Raw genomic sequence first — 14,856 nt, forward strand, 5'->3', positions numbered from 1 at the left:
GAAGCCTTCCAATAGCATGAGGATATTATACGCGAGGTTAACGGAGTCCGGTCGAACAATCGCCCTCGCGCCGCGCCACCGCCTGATAGGCGAAGGGGGCATTGTCGGCGATGCCCTGCGTATCGATGCGCACGCTGGTCGGGCTGTCGATGCGCAACGAGGTGCGGCCCCAGCCATTGCCCGGGCAGCTATAGTGGATCGTCACCTCATGCGCCCCCGATGCGATCAGCATGCGGCTGCACGCGGCGTCGGAATGGCGCACCTGCACCAGCTTCGCCGCATCGTCGAGACACAGGCGGTGGATCGCCCCGCCCGGCCCATCATCCTGCACCGACCACATGCCCGGCCGAACCTCGTCAAGCACCGGCGCGCGCATCGCCGCCATCCGCACCGGGGCCGGCGCCACCGCGGCGCGCTCGGCCACCGATGCCGGCGCGCTGCTGCCCGCGCCGAGCGCCGTAAGCCCGATGAAGCCGGCCACCGAAAGGCCGATTGCCGTTCTGAACACCACGCCGCTCACGACTGCGATTCCCTCGTCAAAATTCCCGAGCCGGCTTTTACGCCCGGGCCATGACCTTCTCTATCCCACCTCTGTTGCTTCATTGTGCACAGCGACGGCCTGGTCGAATCTTCGTCGATAAATGCGTCTGTTTCGGCAACAGGTCGGCTTAACGCCGGCATCAACCATCATTTCAGTGCGAATCACGCGGCCAGCGGGATCGGGAAGACCCGCGCGCAGAAATGACAATCGACGCGGATCATGCCGTCCTCGTCGGCCATCTCGGCGCGCTCCTCGACCGGGAAGCGGCCGATCACGTCGCGGACATGTTCAGCGCTGCACCGGCAGCCACGGCGAAGGGCCGCGGGCGGCAGCACCCGCACTTCGGGCTCATCATGGAACAGGCGCCAGATGAGCGCCTCCGGGGCCAGCGCCTCGTCGGTCAGCTCGCTCGGGGTGACGGTGGCGCCCAGCGTCTCGACATGGGTCCACTCCTCATGCTGGCCGCGGACGTGCAGGCGCTCCCGCCCCTCCTCGCCTTCCGGCAGATACTGGAGGAGCAGGCCGCCCGCGACATGGCCCTCGGCGCCGCGATCCTCGACGGCGATGCGGACCAGGCTGGGCAACTGGTCGGACTGGTCGAAATAGCTTTCCGCCGCCTCGGCGAGCGAGGCGCCCTCCAGCGGCACGATGCCCTGATAGCGCTCGCCGGTCGCTGCCTGATCGAAGGTGATTGCAAGATAGCCATTGCCGAACAGTTCGCCGAGTGACGGGGCATCCGCCACCGTCGACAGGCGCTCTGCGTCATGGCGCAGATAGCCGCGCATCTCGCCGCCGCGATAATCGCAGACGAGCAGGTCGATCACGCCGCCCTCCGCCTGCGCCTGCACGGTGAGCTGGCCGCCCTCGTCCTTGAGGGTCGAGCCGAGCAGCGCCGTCAGCACCAGCGCCTCCCCGAGCACTTGCGCGATCACCGGCGGATAGGCGTGATTGGCGAGGATCACGTCGAGCGCTGCGCCGAGCCGCACGATGCGGCCGCGCGCATGCGCCGCCGGCAGGGTGAAGCCGAGCGCGATGTCGCTGTGGCGCGTGGGCTCCGCGCCGGCGGGAGGAAAGCTGGTTGCCAAGGGTCTACTCTCTCGAAGCTTTCCGATAGAGATAGGGCGGAATCGCGCTCCGTCACCCCCTCGGGCCGCCGTCCCTCCCCTAGCAACGGACTCACGATCATCACCGACGTCGCCGCCACCCATGACGCCATCGTGCTCGGCGCCGGCGCGGCCGGCATGCTCTGTGCGGCCACTGCCGGCCAGCGCGGCCGGCGCGTGCTCCTCGTCGATCACGCCGACGAGGCGGGGAAGAAGATCCTCATTTCCGGCGGCGGACGCTGCAACTTCACCAATATCGACACCGCGCCGGATCGCTATCTGTCGGCCAACCCGCATTTCGCGACCTCCCCGCTCAGCCGCTACACGCCCGCCGATTTCATCGCGCTGGTCGAGCGTCACGGCATCGCCTGGCACGAGAAGACGCTCGGCCAGCTGTTCTGCGATGGCTCGGCGCGGCAGATCGTGGCCATGCTGCGCGACGAATGCACGGCCGGCGGCGTCACCTTCGCGCTCGGCAGGCCGGTCGGCGAGGTCGGCCATGCCGACGGACTGTTCCGGGTCGGCGGCGCGACCGCGCCGGCACTCGTCATCGCCACCGGCGGCCCCTCTATCCCCAAGCTGGGGGCGACGGGCCTGGCCTATGATCTTGCCCGCCGCTTCGGCCTCAAGGTGGTGGAGCCGCGTCCGGCGCTGGTGCCGCTGACGCTCGCTGGCGACGAGGCGTTGTTCCGCGCGCTATCCGGCGTGGCGACGGAGGTGGAAGCACGCGCCGGCAAGGGCCGCTTCCGCGAGGCCGCCCTGTTCACCCATCGCGGCCTGTCCGGCCCGGCGATCCTGCAAATCTCTTCCTACTGGCGGCACGGCGAGGCCATCGCGATCAATTTCCTGCCGGACGAAGCGGCGGACTGGCTGGTCGCCGCCAAGCGCGCCCGGCCGCGCGCAACACTCCGCGCGGCGCTGGCGCAGCGCCTGCCGGATCGGCTGGCCGAGACGCTGGCGGAGCGGGTCGCGCTGGCCGGCGAGCTTGCCAATCTCCCCGATCGCGCGCTCGCCGAAGTGGGACGGCGGCTCGGCGGCTGGGAATTCCGCCCCAATGGCACCGAGGGCTTCGCCAAGGCCGAGGTGACGATCGGCGGCATCGATACCGCTGCCCTCTCCTCCCGCACGATGGAGGCGCGGCGCGTGCCCGGCCTTTATGCGATCGGCGAGGCGGTGGACGTCACCGGCTGGCTCGGCGGCTATAATTTCCAGTGGGCCTGGGCGAGCGGCGTGGCGGCGGGGCTGGCCCTGTAGGACAGGTCACGCCCCCGTCCGGTGGCACCGGATCAGCGCCTGGTGACGATCGCGCAGCACGACCGATGGCGTGAAACCCGGCAGCCCGCAGCCAGGATCGCTATCCGGCCCAAACAGCCAGTAGGTCGGCTGCGCCGCGGCAACCGCCTCGTCAAACCAGATATAGACATGGCGGCCACGGCTATGGGTGAGATGATCGGGCCGGCCGACCATGTTCAAGCGCCGCAGAAGCGGCTCGCCGAGGCGGCGCTTGATCCCCTCCCATTGCTTGCCGAGCGGCGGCTGGACATCCATCGCCCCCTGCGGAGGGGTATTCGGCAGGTAGCGCACGAAACCCATATAATCGCTGTTGAACCCGGTGATGAACAGGTTTTCGGACGGAGCCGCTTCCTTGTCCCAACGCTCCGCGAAAATCCGGTAATCCTGCAACTCGGGCACCAGGAAGGAATGAAGGCTGCAGATGGTCATCACGACAAGCGTCACCGCCATCAGCCAGCGATAGGCGACGGTCCGCGCGCCCGCTCCATCCGGCTTCGAGGAGATCGCGGTGCCGACAAACCCGAGCGGCAAGAACACGGCGAACAGAGCGGCGGTGCGGTAGGTGAAGACCGGTTTGAACAGCGTCACCGCGATCATCCCCGCCAGGGGCAGGATGAACAGGATGACCAATATCGTTCGGCCCTCCGGGTTGAGGATCGCAAACAGGATGATCAGCGACAGCCCGAGCAGGCCGAACAGCGCCGGATAGGGCATGTCGAACCCGAACACGGTGATGGCCAGGCCAATCCCGATCTGGTTGAGATCGAAAGTCTCCACGCCGATCGTCTGGCGCATAGAGCCGATGATCAATGCATAGGCCGCGCCGATCAGATAGCCGGCCACAGGCAGGATCAGCAGCAGGCGATAGCGGGAAACCAGGCCGGTCTGAATGAGCCGGACGAGCGCGTAAAGCAATAGGAACGCGCCCACGAAGAACCCGAAGCCGTGGACCAGGCCCAGCAGGACGAACAACAGGCTGACGATGATATAGTTACGGCCGGCCTGCTCGGTCGAGCGGCTGATCATTTCGATATAGTAGAAAATCCAAACGCCGATGAGTGCGGCCAGCGTGTACATTCTAAGGAATGTCGCGAAGGTGATATGGATCGGCAGCACCGCATAAAGGGCCGCGGCAAGCAGGGCTCGCCGTGAATTGGTCAGCCTTCGCACTATGACGAAAATGGAGATGTTGGTCAGCGCGCCCCAGAGGAACGAGTTGCCGACCAGCCATTCGTCCGATCGGCCGAGCAGCCCCCAGAAGTGCAGCTGAAGATAATAGAGAGGGGGATGGATATCGTAGCGAAGCCCGGCGAGGATGACGTCGATGACGCCACCGTTGGCGACCGCGGCGGAGTAGACCTCGTCCCCCCACAACAGCTGCGGTGTCAGGCTCAATATCCTGATCGCCCAGCCAACTACCAGAAGCAGGATAAGCAGGATACGGGCGGCGCTGCCGTCCTCAATCCGGTTCTGGCCGACGTTCACCATAGCTCGCTCCCCCCTCGGGACGGGACGGTGCGCCCCACCTCGGCGCTTAAAGCGCCTCGGCGGGGCTTACAAGTTTAGTCGGGAGCGCGCTATTTCACGACCGGCAGCTCGATATAAGAAGCGTTGCGCCCATCGTGGTGGATGGCGTTGTCCGCCACCACATAGTTCGTCTCGCTCTCGTTGGCACCGCCGGTGTTGAGATTGCGCACGAACTTCGGGAAATTCGAGGAGGTTACCTCGACACGGATGCGATGGCCCTTGTCGAAGCGCAGGCTGGTCGTCATCGGCGTCGGCTTGATGGTGTAGACGCCACCCGGCGCCATCATCACCTGCTTGTCATAGCCGTCGCGGTAGCGGGCGCGCTGGATGGTATCGCCGATGATCCACGCCGTGCCGTCCGGCGCGACATCGACCAGCTTTACCGCGAAATCCGTGTCCTTGGCGCTCGACGACACCTTCAGCACGGCATCGACATAGCCGCTCACCTCCATCGGCTCGGTCAGTGGCTCGCTGGTGTAGACGAGCACGTCGTCCCGTGCCTCGATCGGGCGCTGGTCATAGGCGCCGGGGATGACGAGGCCGCCATTGCAGCAATCGCCGCCGCCGATCGTCTGCACCGGGTTCATCGGATCATAGCGATAACGATCCGCCTTCTCGCCGCTCTTCGGCGCGGTCAGCGAGAGCGTGCCGTCGCCGTTGATGCCGTTGGCCTTGCCGCCGCTGCGCAGATACATGCGCACCGTCTGCACGCCCCTGGGCGGCCATTGCTCGTCCTTCTTCCACTTGTTCTCGCCCATCACATAATATTGGACGTGCGGGGTCGAGGCGGGGAAGGCGTTGGCGTCGCTCTTCAGCCATTTGTCGAACCATTTGAAGATCATGCCGTCGACATCGAAGCTGGTGTCGCCCATGTCGCGATTGCCGACCTTGGTGTTCGGCCCCATGCGGGCATATTGGCAATGCGGCATCGGCGCGATCACCGCGTACTGGTTGTCGCTCGCCTCCTTGTCCGAATTGACGGTGCGCGCGTGGTTGAACAGCTCCATGTTCGGCCCGATCGACACGTCATACCAGGTGTTGAACCACAAGGCCGGGACGCCCCAGCCCATCGTGTCCTGGTAGAGTCCGCCCTGGAACCAGGCCGGGTCGGCCGGGGTGCGATGGATGAACTTCTCGAACTGCGCCGGCGGCTCGCCGAGCGAGGTCAGCATCTGGTCGACCGGCAGATGCTGGATCTGCTTCACCCAGTCGACCTTCGGCTTGGCGGCGGCGAGATCGTTATACTGGGCGATACGGGCGCGGGTCGTGGTGTCGAGGCCCTTGGGCAGCTGGGCGCGCAGCGGGTTCTCATTGCCGTAGAGCCAGACGAAGAACAGGTTGCGCGGCACGCCGCCGGTGTACCAATTGCCCTGCTCCCAGAAACGGCCCACCTTCCCGATGCCCGCGCCTGCCGACATCGGCACCATCGCGGCATGGGCGGGATGGTTCATGCCGGCCAGCGCCAGCTGCCATTCCGCCGAGGAGGAGCAGCCGAGCGTGCCAACCTTGCCGTTCGACCAGGGCTGCTGCGCGATCCAGGTCAGCGCGTCATAGCCGTCCGTCTGCGGACGCCCGAGAATCTCCCAGTCGCCTTCGGAGAAGAAATGGCCGCGCTCGTTCTGAACGATGAAGGCATAGCCCCGCGACAGCGCCTGGGCGGCATAGCGCAGCGTCGAGCCGCGCAGCTTATGCTCGTTGTAAGGCGTCTTCCACAGGATCGTCGGCAGCTTCCCAGTGGCGTCCTTGGGCCGATAGACGTTGGTCGAAAGGCCGATGCCGTCGCGCATCTTGACCATCTCCGCCTCGGTGATCGTGGCGTGGTCGGCGACATATTTCTTCAGATTATCATCGCTATACTGCGAGAAGTCCTGCGCGGTGGCGGCAGTGGCATTGGCCAGAGCGCTGGCCATTGCCAGCAAGGTCACCAGTTTCTTCACGTTCCCGTTCTCCCCCTGCTCCCGGTATGCCCCGGGGCCGTCGTGGCCCGGATGTCCCGTGTGGCCGCGGCCACGTCAAGCTGTCCAATGGGTCAAAACTCACGATTTCCGGGTGGCCCGGCCGTTCACGGTGCCAGCATCTCCGCCACCCAGGCCGGCACCAGCACGCTTGCCGGACCGAGGCGGGTATCGTCGAACCAGGGGCTGCCGGCGCTGCGTTCGAGGTTCAGCTCAAGCGTCGCAGCGCCGCACTGGCTGGCGAGCTGCACGAAGCCCGCCGCCGGATAGACCGCGCCGGAGGTGCCGATCGACACGAACAGGTCCGCCTCGGCCACCGCCTGCTCGATCCGCTCCATCGCGTACGGCATTTCGCCGAAGAACACGATGTCAGGCCGGAGCGCCGCCGCCCCGCACGAAGCGCAGGCGAGGCCGGGGGGCATCGGCCCGTCCCAGCCGCGCTGCGCGCCGCAGGCGGCACACAGCGCCGAGCGCAGTGCGCCGTGCATGTGGATCAGGCGGCGCGCGCCGGCGCGCTCGTGCAGGTCATCGACATTCTGCGTGACGATGGCGAGCTCACCCGGCCATTCGCGGTCGAGCCGGGCCAGCGCCTCATGCGCGGCGTTGGGGCGCACGGTGGCCAGGGCGGCGCGGCGGGCGTCGTAGAAGCGATGCACCAGCGCCGCGTCGCGCGCCAGCGCCTCGGGCGTGCAGACATCCTCCACGCGGTGGGCCTCCCACAGGCCGCCCGGCCCGCGGAAGGTGGCCAGCCCGCTTTCCGCCGAGATGCCGGCGCCGGTGAGGATGACGATATTGCGAGGCCGCGCCATCGCATCTCCCTATCCGCATCGGCGCCGGCGCGCCACGCCGGCCAGCCCTTCCGTCAGCGCTTCGGCGTGAACGGTGCCGGGATGCGGCCGGCGGACTGCCGCTCGACCATCCAGCCCGGATATTCGGGCGGCAGCGCACTCACCGCGTCCAGCCGGGCGATATCCTCGGCGTCGAGGGTAAGCTCCACGGCGGCGAGGTTCTGATCGAGCTGGTCGAGCGTCTTGGCGCCGATGATGATGCTCATCACGAACGGCTTGGCGAGGATCCACGCCAGCGCCACCGACGCCACCGAGGCGTCATGCTTCGCCGCCACCTCACGCAGCGCTGCGACGCAATCCCAGGCGCGATCCTTGTTGACCGGCGGGAAATCGAAATTGGCGCGACGCCCCTCGCTCGCCGCACCCGGCCCATATTTGCCCGAGAGCAGCCCGCCGGCGAGCGGCGACCACACCATCAGGCCCAGCTTCTCACTCTCCAGGAACGGCACGATCTCGCGCTCCAGGTCACGGCCGGCCAGCGAATAATAGGCCTGCACCGTCTCGAAACGCGCCCAGCCCCGCGCCTCGGACAGGCCGAGCGCCTTGGCCATGCGCCATGCCGGCCAGTTCGACACGCCGACATAGCGCACCATGCCGCTCGCCACGATATCGTCCAGCGCGCGCAGCGTCTCCTCGATGGGGGTGACGATGTCGACGCCGTGGAGCTGATAGAGGTCGATATGATCGACGCCCATCCGTTCGAGGCTCTGCTCCACCTGCTCGAAGAGATGGGCACGCGACGAGCCGCGATCGTTCGGCCCCTCGCCCATGCTGCCAAAGGCCTTGGTGGCGATCACCACATCCTTGCGGGCGACGCCGAGATCGTTCAGCGCCTGACCCAGCATCCGCTCGGACTGGCCGAAGGAATAGACGTTGGCGGTGTCGATGAAATTGACCCCGGCCGCCATCGAGCGCTCGATGATGTCGTTCACCGTCTTCTGCTGGAGGCCGGCGATATTGTCCCAGATGCCGCCTGTGGAGCCTTCGCCGAAGGTCATCGCGCCGAGGCAGATCTCCGACACGAACAGGCCCGTATTGCCAAGCTGCTTGTAGCGCATGCGCCGTCTCCCTGAAATGCGGCGCGCAGATAGGAGCAGCCCCCCGCTTCCGCCAGCAGCGCCCGCAAATCTTTCTGCGTTGTCGCGACCGGCCGGTTTTGCCATGGCTCGGGGCGTTGTGGGAAAGGTGTAGCATGACGATCAGGATCGGGATCATCGGCGCCGGCGGGCGCATGGGGCGGGCGATCGCCAACGCCGCGGCGGAGGCCGGCGCGAGCATCGCCGGCGGCATCGACCGCGAAGGCGCCGTGCACGGCGATTACGCCAGCCCGGCCGCGCTCGCCGCGGCATCGGATGTGCTGATCGATTTCTCGACGCCGGACGCGCTTCCCGCCAGCCTTGACGCCGCGCGCGCGGCGGGCAAGCCGATCGTCATCGGCACCACCGGCCTCCAGCCCGGGCATCACGCGCTGATCGACGCTGCCGCCGCCGATATTCCGGTGCTGCAATCGGCGAACACCTCGCTCGGCGTGAACCTGCTCCGCGCGCTCGTGAAGGAGGCGGCGCGGCGGCTCGGGTCCGACTGGGACATCGAGGTCCTCGAAATGCACCATCGCAACAAGGTGGATGCCCCGTCCGGCACCGCGCTGATGCTCGCCGCCGCCGCCGCCGAGGGGCGCGGCGCGACGCTGCAGGAACTGAGCCGCTTTGACCGCATCAGCCTCCATCCCCATGCCCGCGAGCCGGGCACGATCGGCTATGCCAGCCTGCGCGGCGGATCGGTGGCGGGCGATCACAACATCATTTTCGCCGCCGAGGGCGAGCGGATCGAGCTTGGCCACCGCGCCGAGAATCGCGGCATCTTCGCGCGCGGCGCGGTGAAGGCGGCGCTGTGGCTCGCGGATCGACCCGCCGGCCGTTACCAGATGGTCGACGTTCTCGGCCTGTGAAGAAGGCCGACGTCATCGAATTCTTCCACCGTCTGGCCGAAGCGAACCCCGAGCCGAAGACGGAGCTGGAATCGGTCAACACCTACACCCTGCTCGTCGCGGTGGTGCTGTCCGCCCAGGCGACGGACGCCGGCGTCAACAAGGCGACGCGCGCCCTGTTCGCCGAAGTTGATACACCGCAGAAGATGGTCGCGCTCGGCGAAGACGGGCTCAAGGCGCACATCAAGACCATCGGCCTGTTCAACATGAAGGCGAAGAACGTCATTGCGCTGTCCGAGGCGCTGATCGCCGATCATGGCGGCGAGGTGCCGGCCGATCGCGCCGCGCTGGAACGGCTGCCGGGCGTCGGCCGCAAGACCGCGAACGTGGTGATGAACGTTGCCTTCGGGGAGGAGACGATCGCGGTGGACACCCACATCTTCCGCGTCTCCAACCGCACCGGCCTCGCCCCGGGCAAGGATGTCCGCGCCGTCGAGGACGGGCTCGAGAAGGTGGTGCCCAAGGCCTATCGGCTGCACGCTCACCACTGGCTGATCCTGCACGGCCGCTATGTGTGCAAGGCGCGGCGGCCGGAATGCTGGCGCTGCCCGGTGATCGACCTGTGCGCCTATCGGCCCAAGACGCCGCCGCCCGCCGAAAACCGGACAGCCGGCGGCGCGACGCGCGCCTAGCACGGGAAATCGCTCTGGCGATGCCCGCTCGCCTCTGCTAGGCGGACGCCCAGGCACCCGTAGCTCAGCTGGATAGAGCGCTGCCCTCCGAAGGCAGAGGCCACAGGTTCGAATCCTGTCGGGTGCGCCAGTATTTAGCGGCGACATCGCATTCCTATCCCGGTGTCATCCCCGTGTGGCGCGCCGAGAACTCTCCGCAGTGCCGCCACTCCTTGTGCGCCCTATCGCTACCAGGGCGGTGCCGCTGAATGGCGACGCCAAGCTGGCTTCGATGGTCGTAGAGCCGGTTGAGGCGCGGGTCAGCGTCGGTGCGTTCGTCATGCGGCGCCTTCGCTGGCGCTGTGGCGCTACCCGAGCGCGCGCGAACACTTTCCCTGTCGCCCCATCAGCGGATGCGGAAAAACCCGGCCGCTGTCGACGCGCGCAAGCGTGAGCGCGGGCCCGCGATCGTCGAGTGCGCGCGATCGCGGGGCATTGTGAGGCACGCCGCCAATCCGGGTGCATGGCCGGCATCCACAGCCTAAAGCGTTGGCCATGTCCGAATCTGCTTCGTCCGATCAGCGCCGGGTCGTGCGCGCCGCTGGCATCGTGCTTCGCCGCCATGGCCCGACCGCGCCAGTCTGGCGGCGGCGGAGCGCGATCATCGGCGGCGCGATCCTGACGGGCCTCGCCGCGATCGCCTTTGCGAAGCTTGCCGACCTCGCCAGCGTCCGGTTTCTGGCCCTGTCGACCCGCTTCTGGTGGCTGCCGCTGTTGCTGACGCCGGCCGCCTATGCCCTGATCCTGTGGCTGACCAACCGGCTGGCCCCTGCCGCGCGCGGCTCCGGCATTCCCCAGATCATCGCGGCGAAGCGTGATCCGGAACGCGCCCTGGCGGACCTCGCCGCACCCCGCACCGCCGCCCTGAAGGCCGTGCTGACGATCGGCGCGCTCGGCGTTGGCGGGTCGGTGGGGCGCGAGGGGCCGACGGTGCAGCTCGGCGCGACGATCATGGCCTATTCGCATCGATTGCTGCGCGTGCCGGTGAACGCCTCGGTGCTGATCGCGGGCGCGGCCGCGGGCGTCGCGGCCGCGTTCAACACGCCGCTGGCCGGCGTCGCCTTCGCCATCGAGGAACTGGCTGCCGCCTATGAGCAGCGCATGACCCTGCTGGTCATGGCCGCCGTGCTGGTCGCCGGTATGACGGCGCAGGGCATTGCCGGGGACTATGTCTATTTCGGGATCGTCGGTCAGACCCTGCCGCTGCTGGGCGTGCTGATCGTGGCGCCGGTCGCAGGCGTGGTCGGCGGTCTGGCGGGCGCCCTGTTCTCGCACCTGATGCTGTGGTTCGCCCGTGGCGGCGCGCGAAGGGTTTCGGGCGGCCATCCGCTGCTGTTCGCCGCCGCCTGTGGCCTGCTCGTCGCCGGGCTCGGCGTCGCGACCGGCATGACCTGGGGCACGGGCTATGAAGCGGCGCGCGCGATCATCGAGGGCGGGCACGCGCCGCTTTGGTTCGGCGCGGCCAAGTTCGTGAGCACGCTCGCCACCGCCGCGGCGGGGCTTCCCGGCGGCATCTTCTCGCCCAGCCTGGCGACCGGTGCCGGCGTCGGCAACCTGCTCCACGCGCTGTTCCCCGCCGAGCCGCTCGGCGCGGTCGTCCTCCTCGGGACGGTCGCCTATTTCACGGGCGTGGTGCGCGCGCCGCTGACGGCGGTGATCATCATGTCGGAGACGACCGGCAGCCGCGGACTGATGCTGCCCCTGCTGGCCTCCGCCCTGATCGCGGAGGGCGCCGCCGCCCTGGTCTGCCGCGAGCGGCTTTATCATGGGCTGGCGGCCGGCTTCGCGCAGCGCGAGCGCGAAGCGGCTTGACCTCGGGCCGGTCGTTATTGCGTTGGCACCGGGGCCACGATGTCATCACTCCACATAATCCTGACGCGGCCCGCGGCACTTCCCGCCCTTTAGCGCAAGCGGCTCGCCTGATAGCCGAGAATGCGGGCAACTGGAGTTGCTCGCGCCTTCGCTAGAAGACCGAACTCAAGGAAATGGACGCCGCGTGATCGTTGCTGTCGTCGGTGCCGGGCCGAAAGCCGTGCTGGTGAAGATAGCCGATCTCGAGGTTGACGTTCCTGGCCAGCGGCGCCGCGACGGCGATGAGGTTGCGCATCCGCTCTTCGCCCTCGACGCGCTGGAAGCTCGTCCTGTTGAGATCGATGAAGCTCTCGTGGGTCAGCACCAGTGCCGTCGCCCCGCCCGCACGGAACGGCAACGCATATCTTACAAAGGGTCGCACACGAAGAGCTGTGCCGCTCGCTCCCTCGCGCCAGCGTTCCTCCATGCGCAGCCTTGCGCTGAGCTGCCCGCGCCCGATCTTCACGACATTGTCGAATGTGACCTGCTGGCGCCCGCGGTGCTCCATCACCGAAAAATGGCCCGCATCGTAATTGGGGTCATGGGTATAGCCAGCCCACAGGGTAACCTTGCCGGAAACCCGGTAACCGAGCAGCGAGTTCATCTCGGCCTCGTAGAGGCCGTGGCGATTCTCGCTGAACCGGACGATCGCCTCATTCGAAAATCGCCATCTTCTACCCAGCGCCATGACGGCATTGCCGCCGATCCACAGCTGCCCGTCGTCCTCAGCTTGCGCGGGAACGGAGGGTGCCAGCGCCATAAGCAGGCACAGCCATTTGATGGTCGGGCGAATCGGTGGTCTCCGTACGAAGTCGCGCCGCCTAACGTTTATGTCAGTTTGACTGCAATATCTCTCGCCCAATAAGTGGCTTGCCGGGCTTGATCGCAACGTGCGCCTGATGCCGGTGTCCCGCCGCGACCGCACTGGCGGCGCCTCTACACCGCGCCTCGATTGGCGCGTTGGTCGAGCTCCGAATTGAGCTCCGCGCCGAACAGCAGCACATAGCCGGACAGGTACATCCAGCTCAGCAGACCGATCGCCGCCCCCAGCGAGCCATAGCTCGCGTCATAATGGGCGATGTGCGAGACATAGGTCCCGAAACCGAGGGTCAGCCCCAGCCACAACAGGCCGGCCAGGATGGATCCGGGGCTGATCCACACCCAGCGTGCGCGCGCGCGACATGGCGCGTAGCGATAGAGCGCGCCCGCCGCACCCGCCCCGACCAGGGTCAGCAGGGCATAGCTGATGATCGTGCCGAGGATGACGAAGGCGCGGCTGTCGGACGGGAAGAGCTGGCCGATCGCGGTCATCCCGGCAATGGACAGGGCGGCGAGGATCGCGCCGACGGCACCGGCGACGGTGATGGTCAGCGCGATGAGGTTGATGCGCAGGAAGCTGCGCGTCTCCTTCTCGTCATAGGCGATATTGAGGGCGGAGACGAGCGCGCCGGCGCCGTTGCGGGCGCCGAACAGCGCAACGGCGATGGCGACAATGAGGCCGGCGCCCTTGCGCCCGTCCGATCCCTTCACCACCGTCATCAGCTGCTCGCCAACGCTCCGCGCCGCTGCCGCCGGCATCACCTCGGTCAAGGCGCGCATGTGCCGGATCACCGTCGCCGGCTCGGCGAAGATGCCGTAAGTGAGCACGATCGCGGTGAGCAGCGGCACGATCGCCAGGAAGACGTAGAAAGCCACGCCCGCGGCGGCGAGGCCGATATTGTCCTCCATCGCCTCGTTCCAGGTGCTGACCACCACCTCGCGCCACGCCCGCAACGGCATGCGCCACGGACTGGTGGCCGGCCTCGTCAACACCATCATCGACCACGATCCTCGCGCCGTCTGGCTCGGCTAAGCGCTTGACGGGCGGCGACGTTCCGGTTTTGGCCATGGCTGCCCTAAAAGCCGTACCGGCGCGCGGCGGGGGCGCGATCGTGGCGCCGGGGCCGGCCGCCACGATGCTTTCGGCCCTGTCTCACTTTGGGATGGTTGGCATAAAGGCGCGATGACGGGCCTGCGCATTAGAAACCTGTCGCGGGCCCATGGATTTCTGCCCGATGATCTCGGGGAGGATTGAACCGTGTTGGTGGTGAGACGATTGGCGCCCCTGCTCGTCGGAGCGATGGCCTTCGCGGCCTGCATGGCGGTGGGGCTGCTGGCGATTTGACGCCCGGCGAACTTCACTCAACAGCAAACCGCGCCGGAAGATAACAGGCAGGGCCCGATATCTTCCGGCGCGGTCGCAGCTAGGCCGATCGATGGGGGTGACGATGTCACCCCCATCTTCGTTTGGTTCAGGCGAACTGAACGTTGGCGCGGCGGCGACGCATCGCGAAGCCAACCAGGCCGAAGCCGCTCAGCATCATCGCCCACACGGCCGGCTCCGGAACCGCCGACGCCTGGAAGGCGACGGTGCCCGAATAGGTGCCGCGGCCGCTGCCGATCACCTGGATGGTGTTCAGCTCCAGCGCCTCGATCGGGATGCCCGACACGGTCAGCTTGTCGCCGCCGAGCGCCGCCAGCTGGGCGGCATAGGACACGCCGTTGATGACGAGGTCCGTGAGGGTCATCGTCGCACCGCTCGGCACCGCCAGGGAGATCGAGCCGCCACCGACGCCGTCCTGCGGAAGGCGGAAGGTGAAGGTGTCGTTGAACGACGTCGCCGTCTCGTAGCCCTGGAAGAAAGTGGCCGTGATGAAGTCAGACGCCGGCGTGCCGGTGACGATGAAGAAGTTATCGCCCGGGCCGTCGTAAGACATGCCATCGCCGTTGGAGTCGATCGGGAAGGTGGTGGCCTGAGCCGCCGACGCGCCCGTCAGGGCGATGGCGACAACGGCGGCGCTCGCCGCGAATTTCTTGAGGTTCGTCATCATGTTACTTCTCCCTAGCTGACCGACTACGGATACTCGCAGCCTTAGTACAAGGTACCTTTACGCTCATCAGCTTCCGCATGGCCGGCGTTCCTCAGCCACATTCGTGATTAGCGCGGATTCTTCGGGAGGAGTCGTTTTCGACCCACCCCGCTTATCTAATAAGCAAGTCCCGTACCAAACCGGAAAACCATTGAATCGCAGAGGCATGCA

At 67.2% G+C, this 14,856-nt stretch carries 13 protein-coding genes and 1 tRNA gene; 5 read left to right on the forward strand and 9 right to left on the reverse strand.

Annotated features, from left to right (window positions below; all coding sequences use genetic code 11):
- Nucleotides 1-37 precede the first annotated feature (37 nt).
- Together KOF26_RS02600 and hslO are read right to left on the reverse strand one after the other, a co-directional pair.
- Nucleotides 38-520: a hypothetical protein gene (locus KOF26_RS02600; protein WP_216319458.1), complete on the reverse strand. Its 483-nt coding sequence runs from the start codon at nt 518-520 to the stop codon at nt 38-40.
- Between the two features lie 182 nt (nt 521-702).
- Nucleotides 703-1,626, reverse strand: a complete 924-nt coding sequence (gene hslO / locus KOF26_RS02605) for an Hsp33 family molecular chaperone HslO (protein WP_253200965.1) — start codon at nt 1,624-1,626, stop codon at nt 703-705.
- 132 nt (nt 1,627-1,758) lie between these two features.
- Between hslO and KOF26_RS02610 the strand changes: the two genes are divergently transcribed.
- Nucleotides 1,759-2,898, forward strand: a complete 1,140-nt coding sequence (locus KOF26_RS02610) for a BaiN/RdsA family NAD(P)/FAD-dependent oxidoreductase (protein ID WP_435876832.1) — start codon at nt 1,759-1,761, stop codon at nt 2,896-2,898.
- A 6-nt stretch (nt 2,899-2,904) separates the two neighbouring features.
- On the opposite strand, the gene KOF26_RS02615 is transcribed toward KOF26_RS02610, so the two are convergent.
- The 4 genes from KOF26_RS02615 to KOF26_RS02630 form a co-directional block, all read right to left on the reverse strand.
- Nucleotides 2,905-4,425, reverse strand: a complete 1,521-nt coding sequence (locus tag KOF26_RS02615; RefSeq protein ID WP_216319466.1) for a glycosyltransferase family 39 protein — start codon at nt 4,423-4,425, stop codon at nt 2,905-2,907.
- A gap of 89 nt (nt 4,426-4,514) precedes the next feature.
- Nucleotides 4,515-6,401 carry a CocE/NonD family hydrolase gene (locus KOF26_RS02620; RefSeq protein WP_216319468.1) on the reverse strand — a complete coding sequence of 629 codons (1,887 nt, stop codon included), beginning with the start codon at nt 6,399-6,401 and terminating at the stop codon, nt 4,515-4,517.
- A 125-nt stretch (nt 6,402-6,526) separates the two neighbouring features.
- A complete protein-coding gene (locus tag KOF26_RS02625; RefSeq protein WP_216319471.1) occupies nt 6,527-7,228 on the reverse strand; it encodes an NAD-dependent deacylase in 702 nt (233 codons plus the stop codon).
- Nucleotides 7,229-7,281: 53 nt separating this feature from the next.
- The gene (locus KOF26_RS02630; RefSeq protein WP_216319475.1) at nt 7,282-8,325 is read right to left on the reverse strand and encodes an aldo/keto reductase; all 1,044 of its coding nucleotides are present in this window, start codon (nt 8,323-8,325) and stop codon (nt 7,282-7,284) included.
- A gap of 134 nt (nt 8,326-8,459) precedes the next feature.
- Here KOF26_RS02630 and dapB point away from each other — a divergent pair, with 134 nt between their 5' ends.
- The 4 genes from dapB (at nt 8,460) to KOF26_RS02650 (ending at nt 11,737) form a co-directional block, all read left to right on the forward strand.
- A complete protein-coding gene (gene dapB, locus KOF26_RS02635; protein WP_216319478.1) occupies nt 8,460-9,215 on the forward strand; it encodes a 4-hydroxy-tetrahydrodipicolinate reductase in 756 nt (251 codons plus the stop codon).
- Complete coding sequence (gene nth, locus KOF26_RS02640; protein WP_216319481.1) at nt 9,212-9,886, forward strand: endonuclease III; 675 nt, start codon at nt 9,212-9,214, stop codon at nt 9,884-9,886. Before dapB ends, nth begins: the two co-directional genes overlap by 4 nt.
- Nucleotides 9,887-9,939: 53 nt before the next feature.
- Nucleotides 9,940-10,016 (forward strand) — tRNA-Arg (locus KOF26_RS02645).
- A gap of 404 nt (nt 10,017-10,420) precedes the next feature.
- The gene (locus KOF26_RS02650; protein WP_216319484.1) at nt 10,421-11,737 is read left to right on the forward strand and encodes a chloride channel protein; all 1,317 of its coding nucleotides are present in this window, start codon (nt 10,421-10,423) and stop codon (nt 11,735-11,737) included.
- 151 nt (nt 11,738-11,888) lie between these two features.
- On the opposite strand, the gene KOF26_RS02655 is transcribed toward KOF26_RS02650, so the two are convergent.
- The 3 genes from KOF26_RS02655 to KOF26_RS02665 all read right to left on the reverse strand — a co-directional run bounded on the left by KOF26_RS02655 (nt 11,889) and on the right by KOF26_RS02665 (nt 14,646).
- A complete protein-coding gene (locus KOF26_RS02655) occupies nt 11,889-12,536 on the reverse strand; it encodes a DUF2490 domain-containing protein (RefSeq protein WP_216319486.1) in 648 nt (215 codons plus the stop codon).
- A 176-nt stretch (nt 12,537-12,712) separates the two neighbouring features.
- Nucleotides 12,713-13,594 carry a YihY/virulence factor BrkB family protein gene (locus tag KOF26_RS02660; RefSeq protein WP_253200966.1) on the reverse strand — a complete coding sequence of 294 codons (882 nt, stop codon included), beginning with the start codon at nt 13,592-13,594 and terminating at the stop codon, nt 12,713-12,715.
- A 473-nt stretch (nt 13,595-14,067) separates the two neighbouring features.
- Nucleotides 14,068-14,646, reverse strand: coding sequence for an FxDxF family PEP-CTERM protein (locus KOF26_RS02665; RefSeq protein ID WP_216319498.1), 579 nt, complete (start codon nt 14,644-14,646; stop codon nt 14,068-14,070).
- Nucleotides 14,647-14,856: the final 210 nt, after the last annotated feature.

This window comes from Sphingomonas quercus (genome assembly GCF_018863195.1).
GTDB classification, from domain to species: Bacteria; Pseudomonadota; Alphaproteobacteria; order Sphingomonadales; family Sphingomonadaceae; genus Solisphingomonas; species Solisphingomonas quercus.

Coding starts and splice junctions, on each gene's coding strand:
- KOF26_RS02655 (WP_216319486.1), bottom strand. CDS start 12,536: ATGGCGCTGGCACCCTCCGTTCCCGCGCAAGCTGAGGACGACGGGCAG.
- KOF26_RS02615 (WP_216319466.1), bottom strand. CDS start 4,425: ATGGTGAACGTCGGCCAGAACCGGATTGAGGACGGCAGCGCCGCCCGT.
- KOF26_RS02665 (WP_216319498.1), bottom strand. CDS start 14,646: ATGATGACGAACCTCAAGAAATTCGCGGCGAGCGCCGCCGTTGTCGCC.
- KOF26_RS02650 (WP_216319484.1), top strand. CDS start 10,421: ATGTCCGAATCTGCTTCGTCCGATCAGCGCCGGGTCGTGCGCGCCGCT.
- dapB (WP_216319478.1), top strand. CDS start 8,460: ATGACGATCAGGATCGGGATCATCGGCGCCGGCGGGCGCATGGGGCGG.
- KOF26_RS02660 (WP_253200966.1), bottom strand. CDS start 13,594: ATGATGGTGTTGACGAGGCCGGCCACCAGTCCGTGGCGCATGCCGTTG.
- KOF26_RS02625 (WP_216319471.1), bottom strand. CDS start 7,228: ATGGCGCGGCCTCGCAATATCGTCATCCTCACCGGCGCCGGCATCTCG.
- KOF26_RS02630 (WP_216319475.1), bottom strand. CDS start 8,325: ATGCGCTACAAGCAGCTTGGCAATACGGGCCTGTTCGTGTCGGAGATC.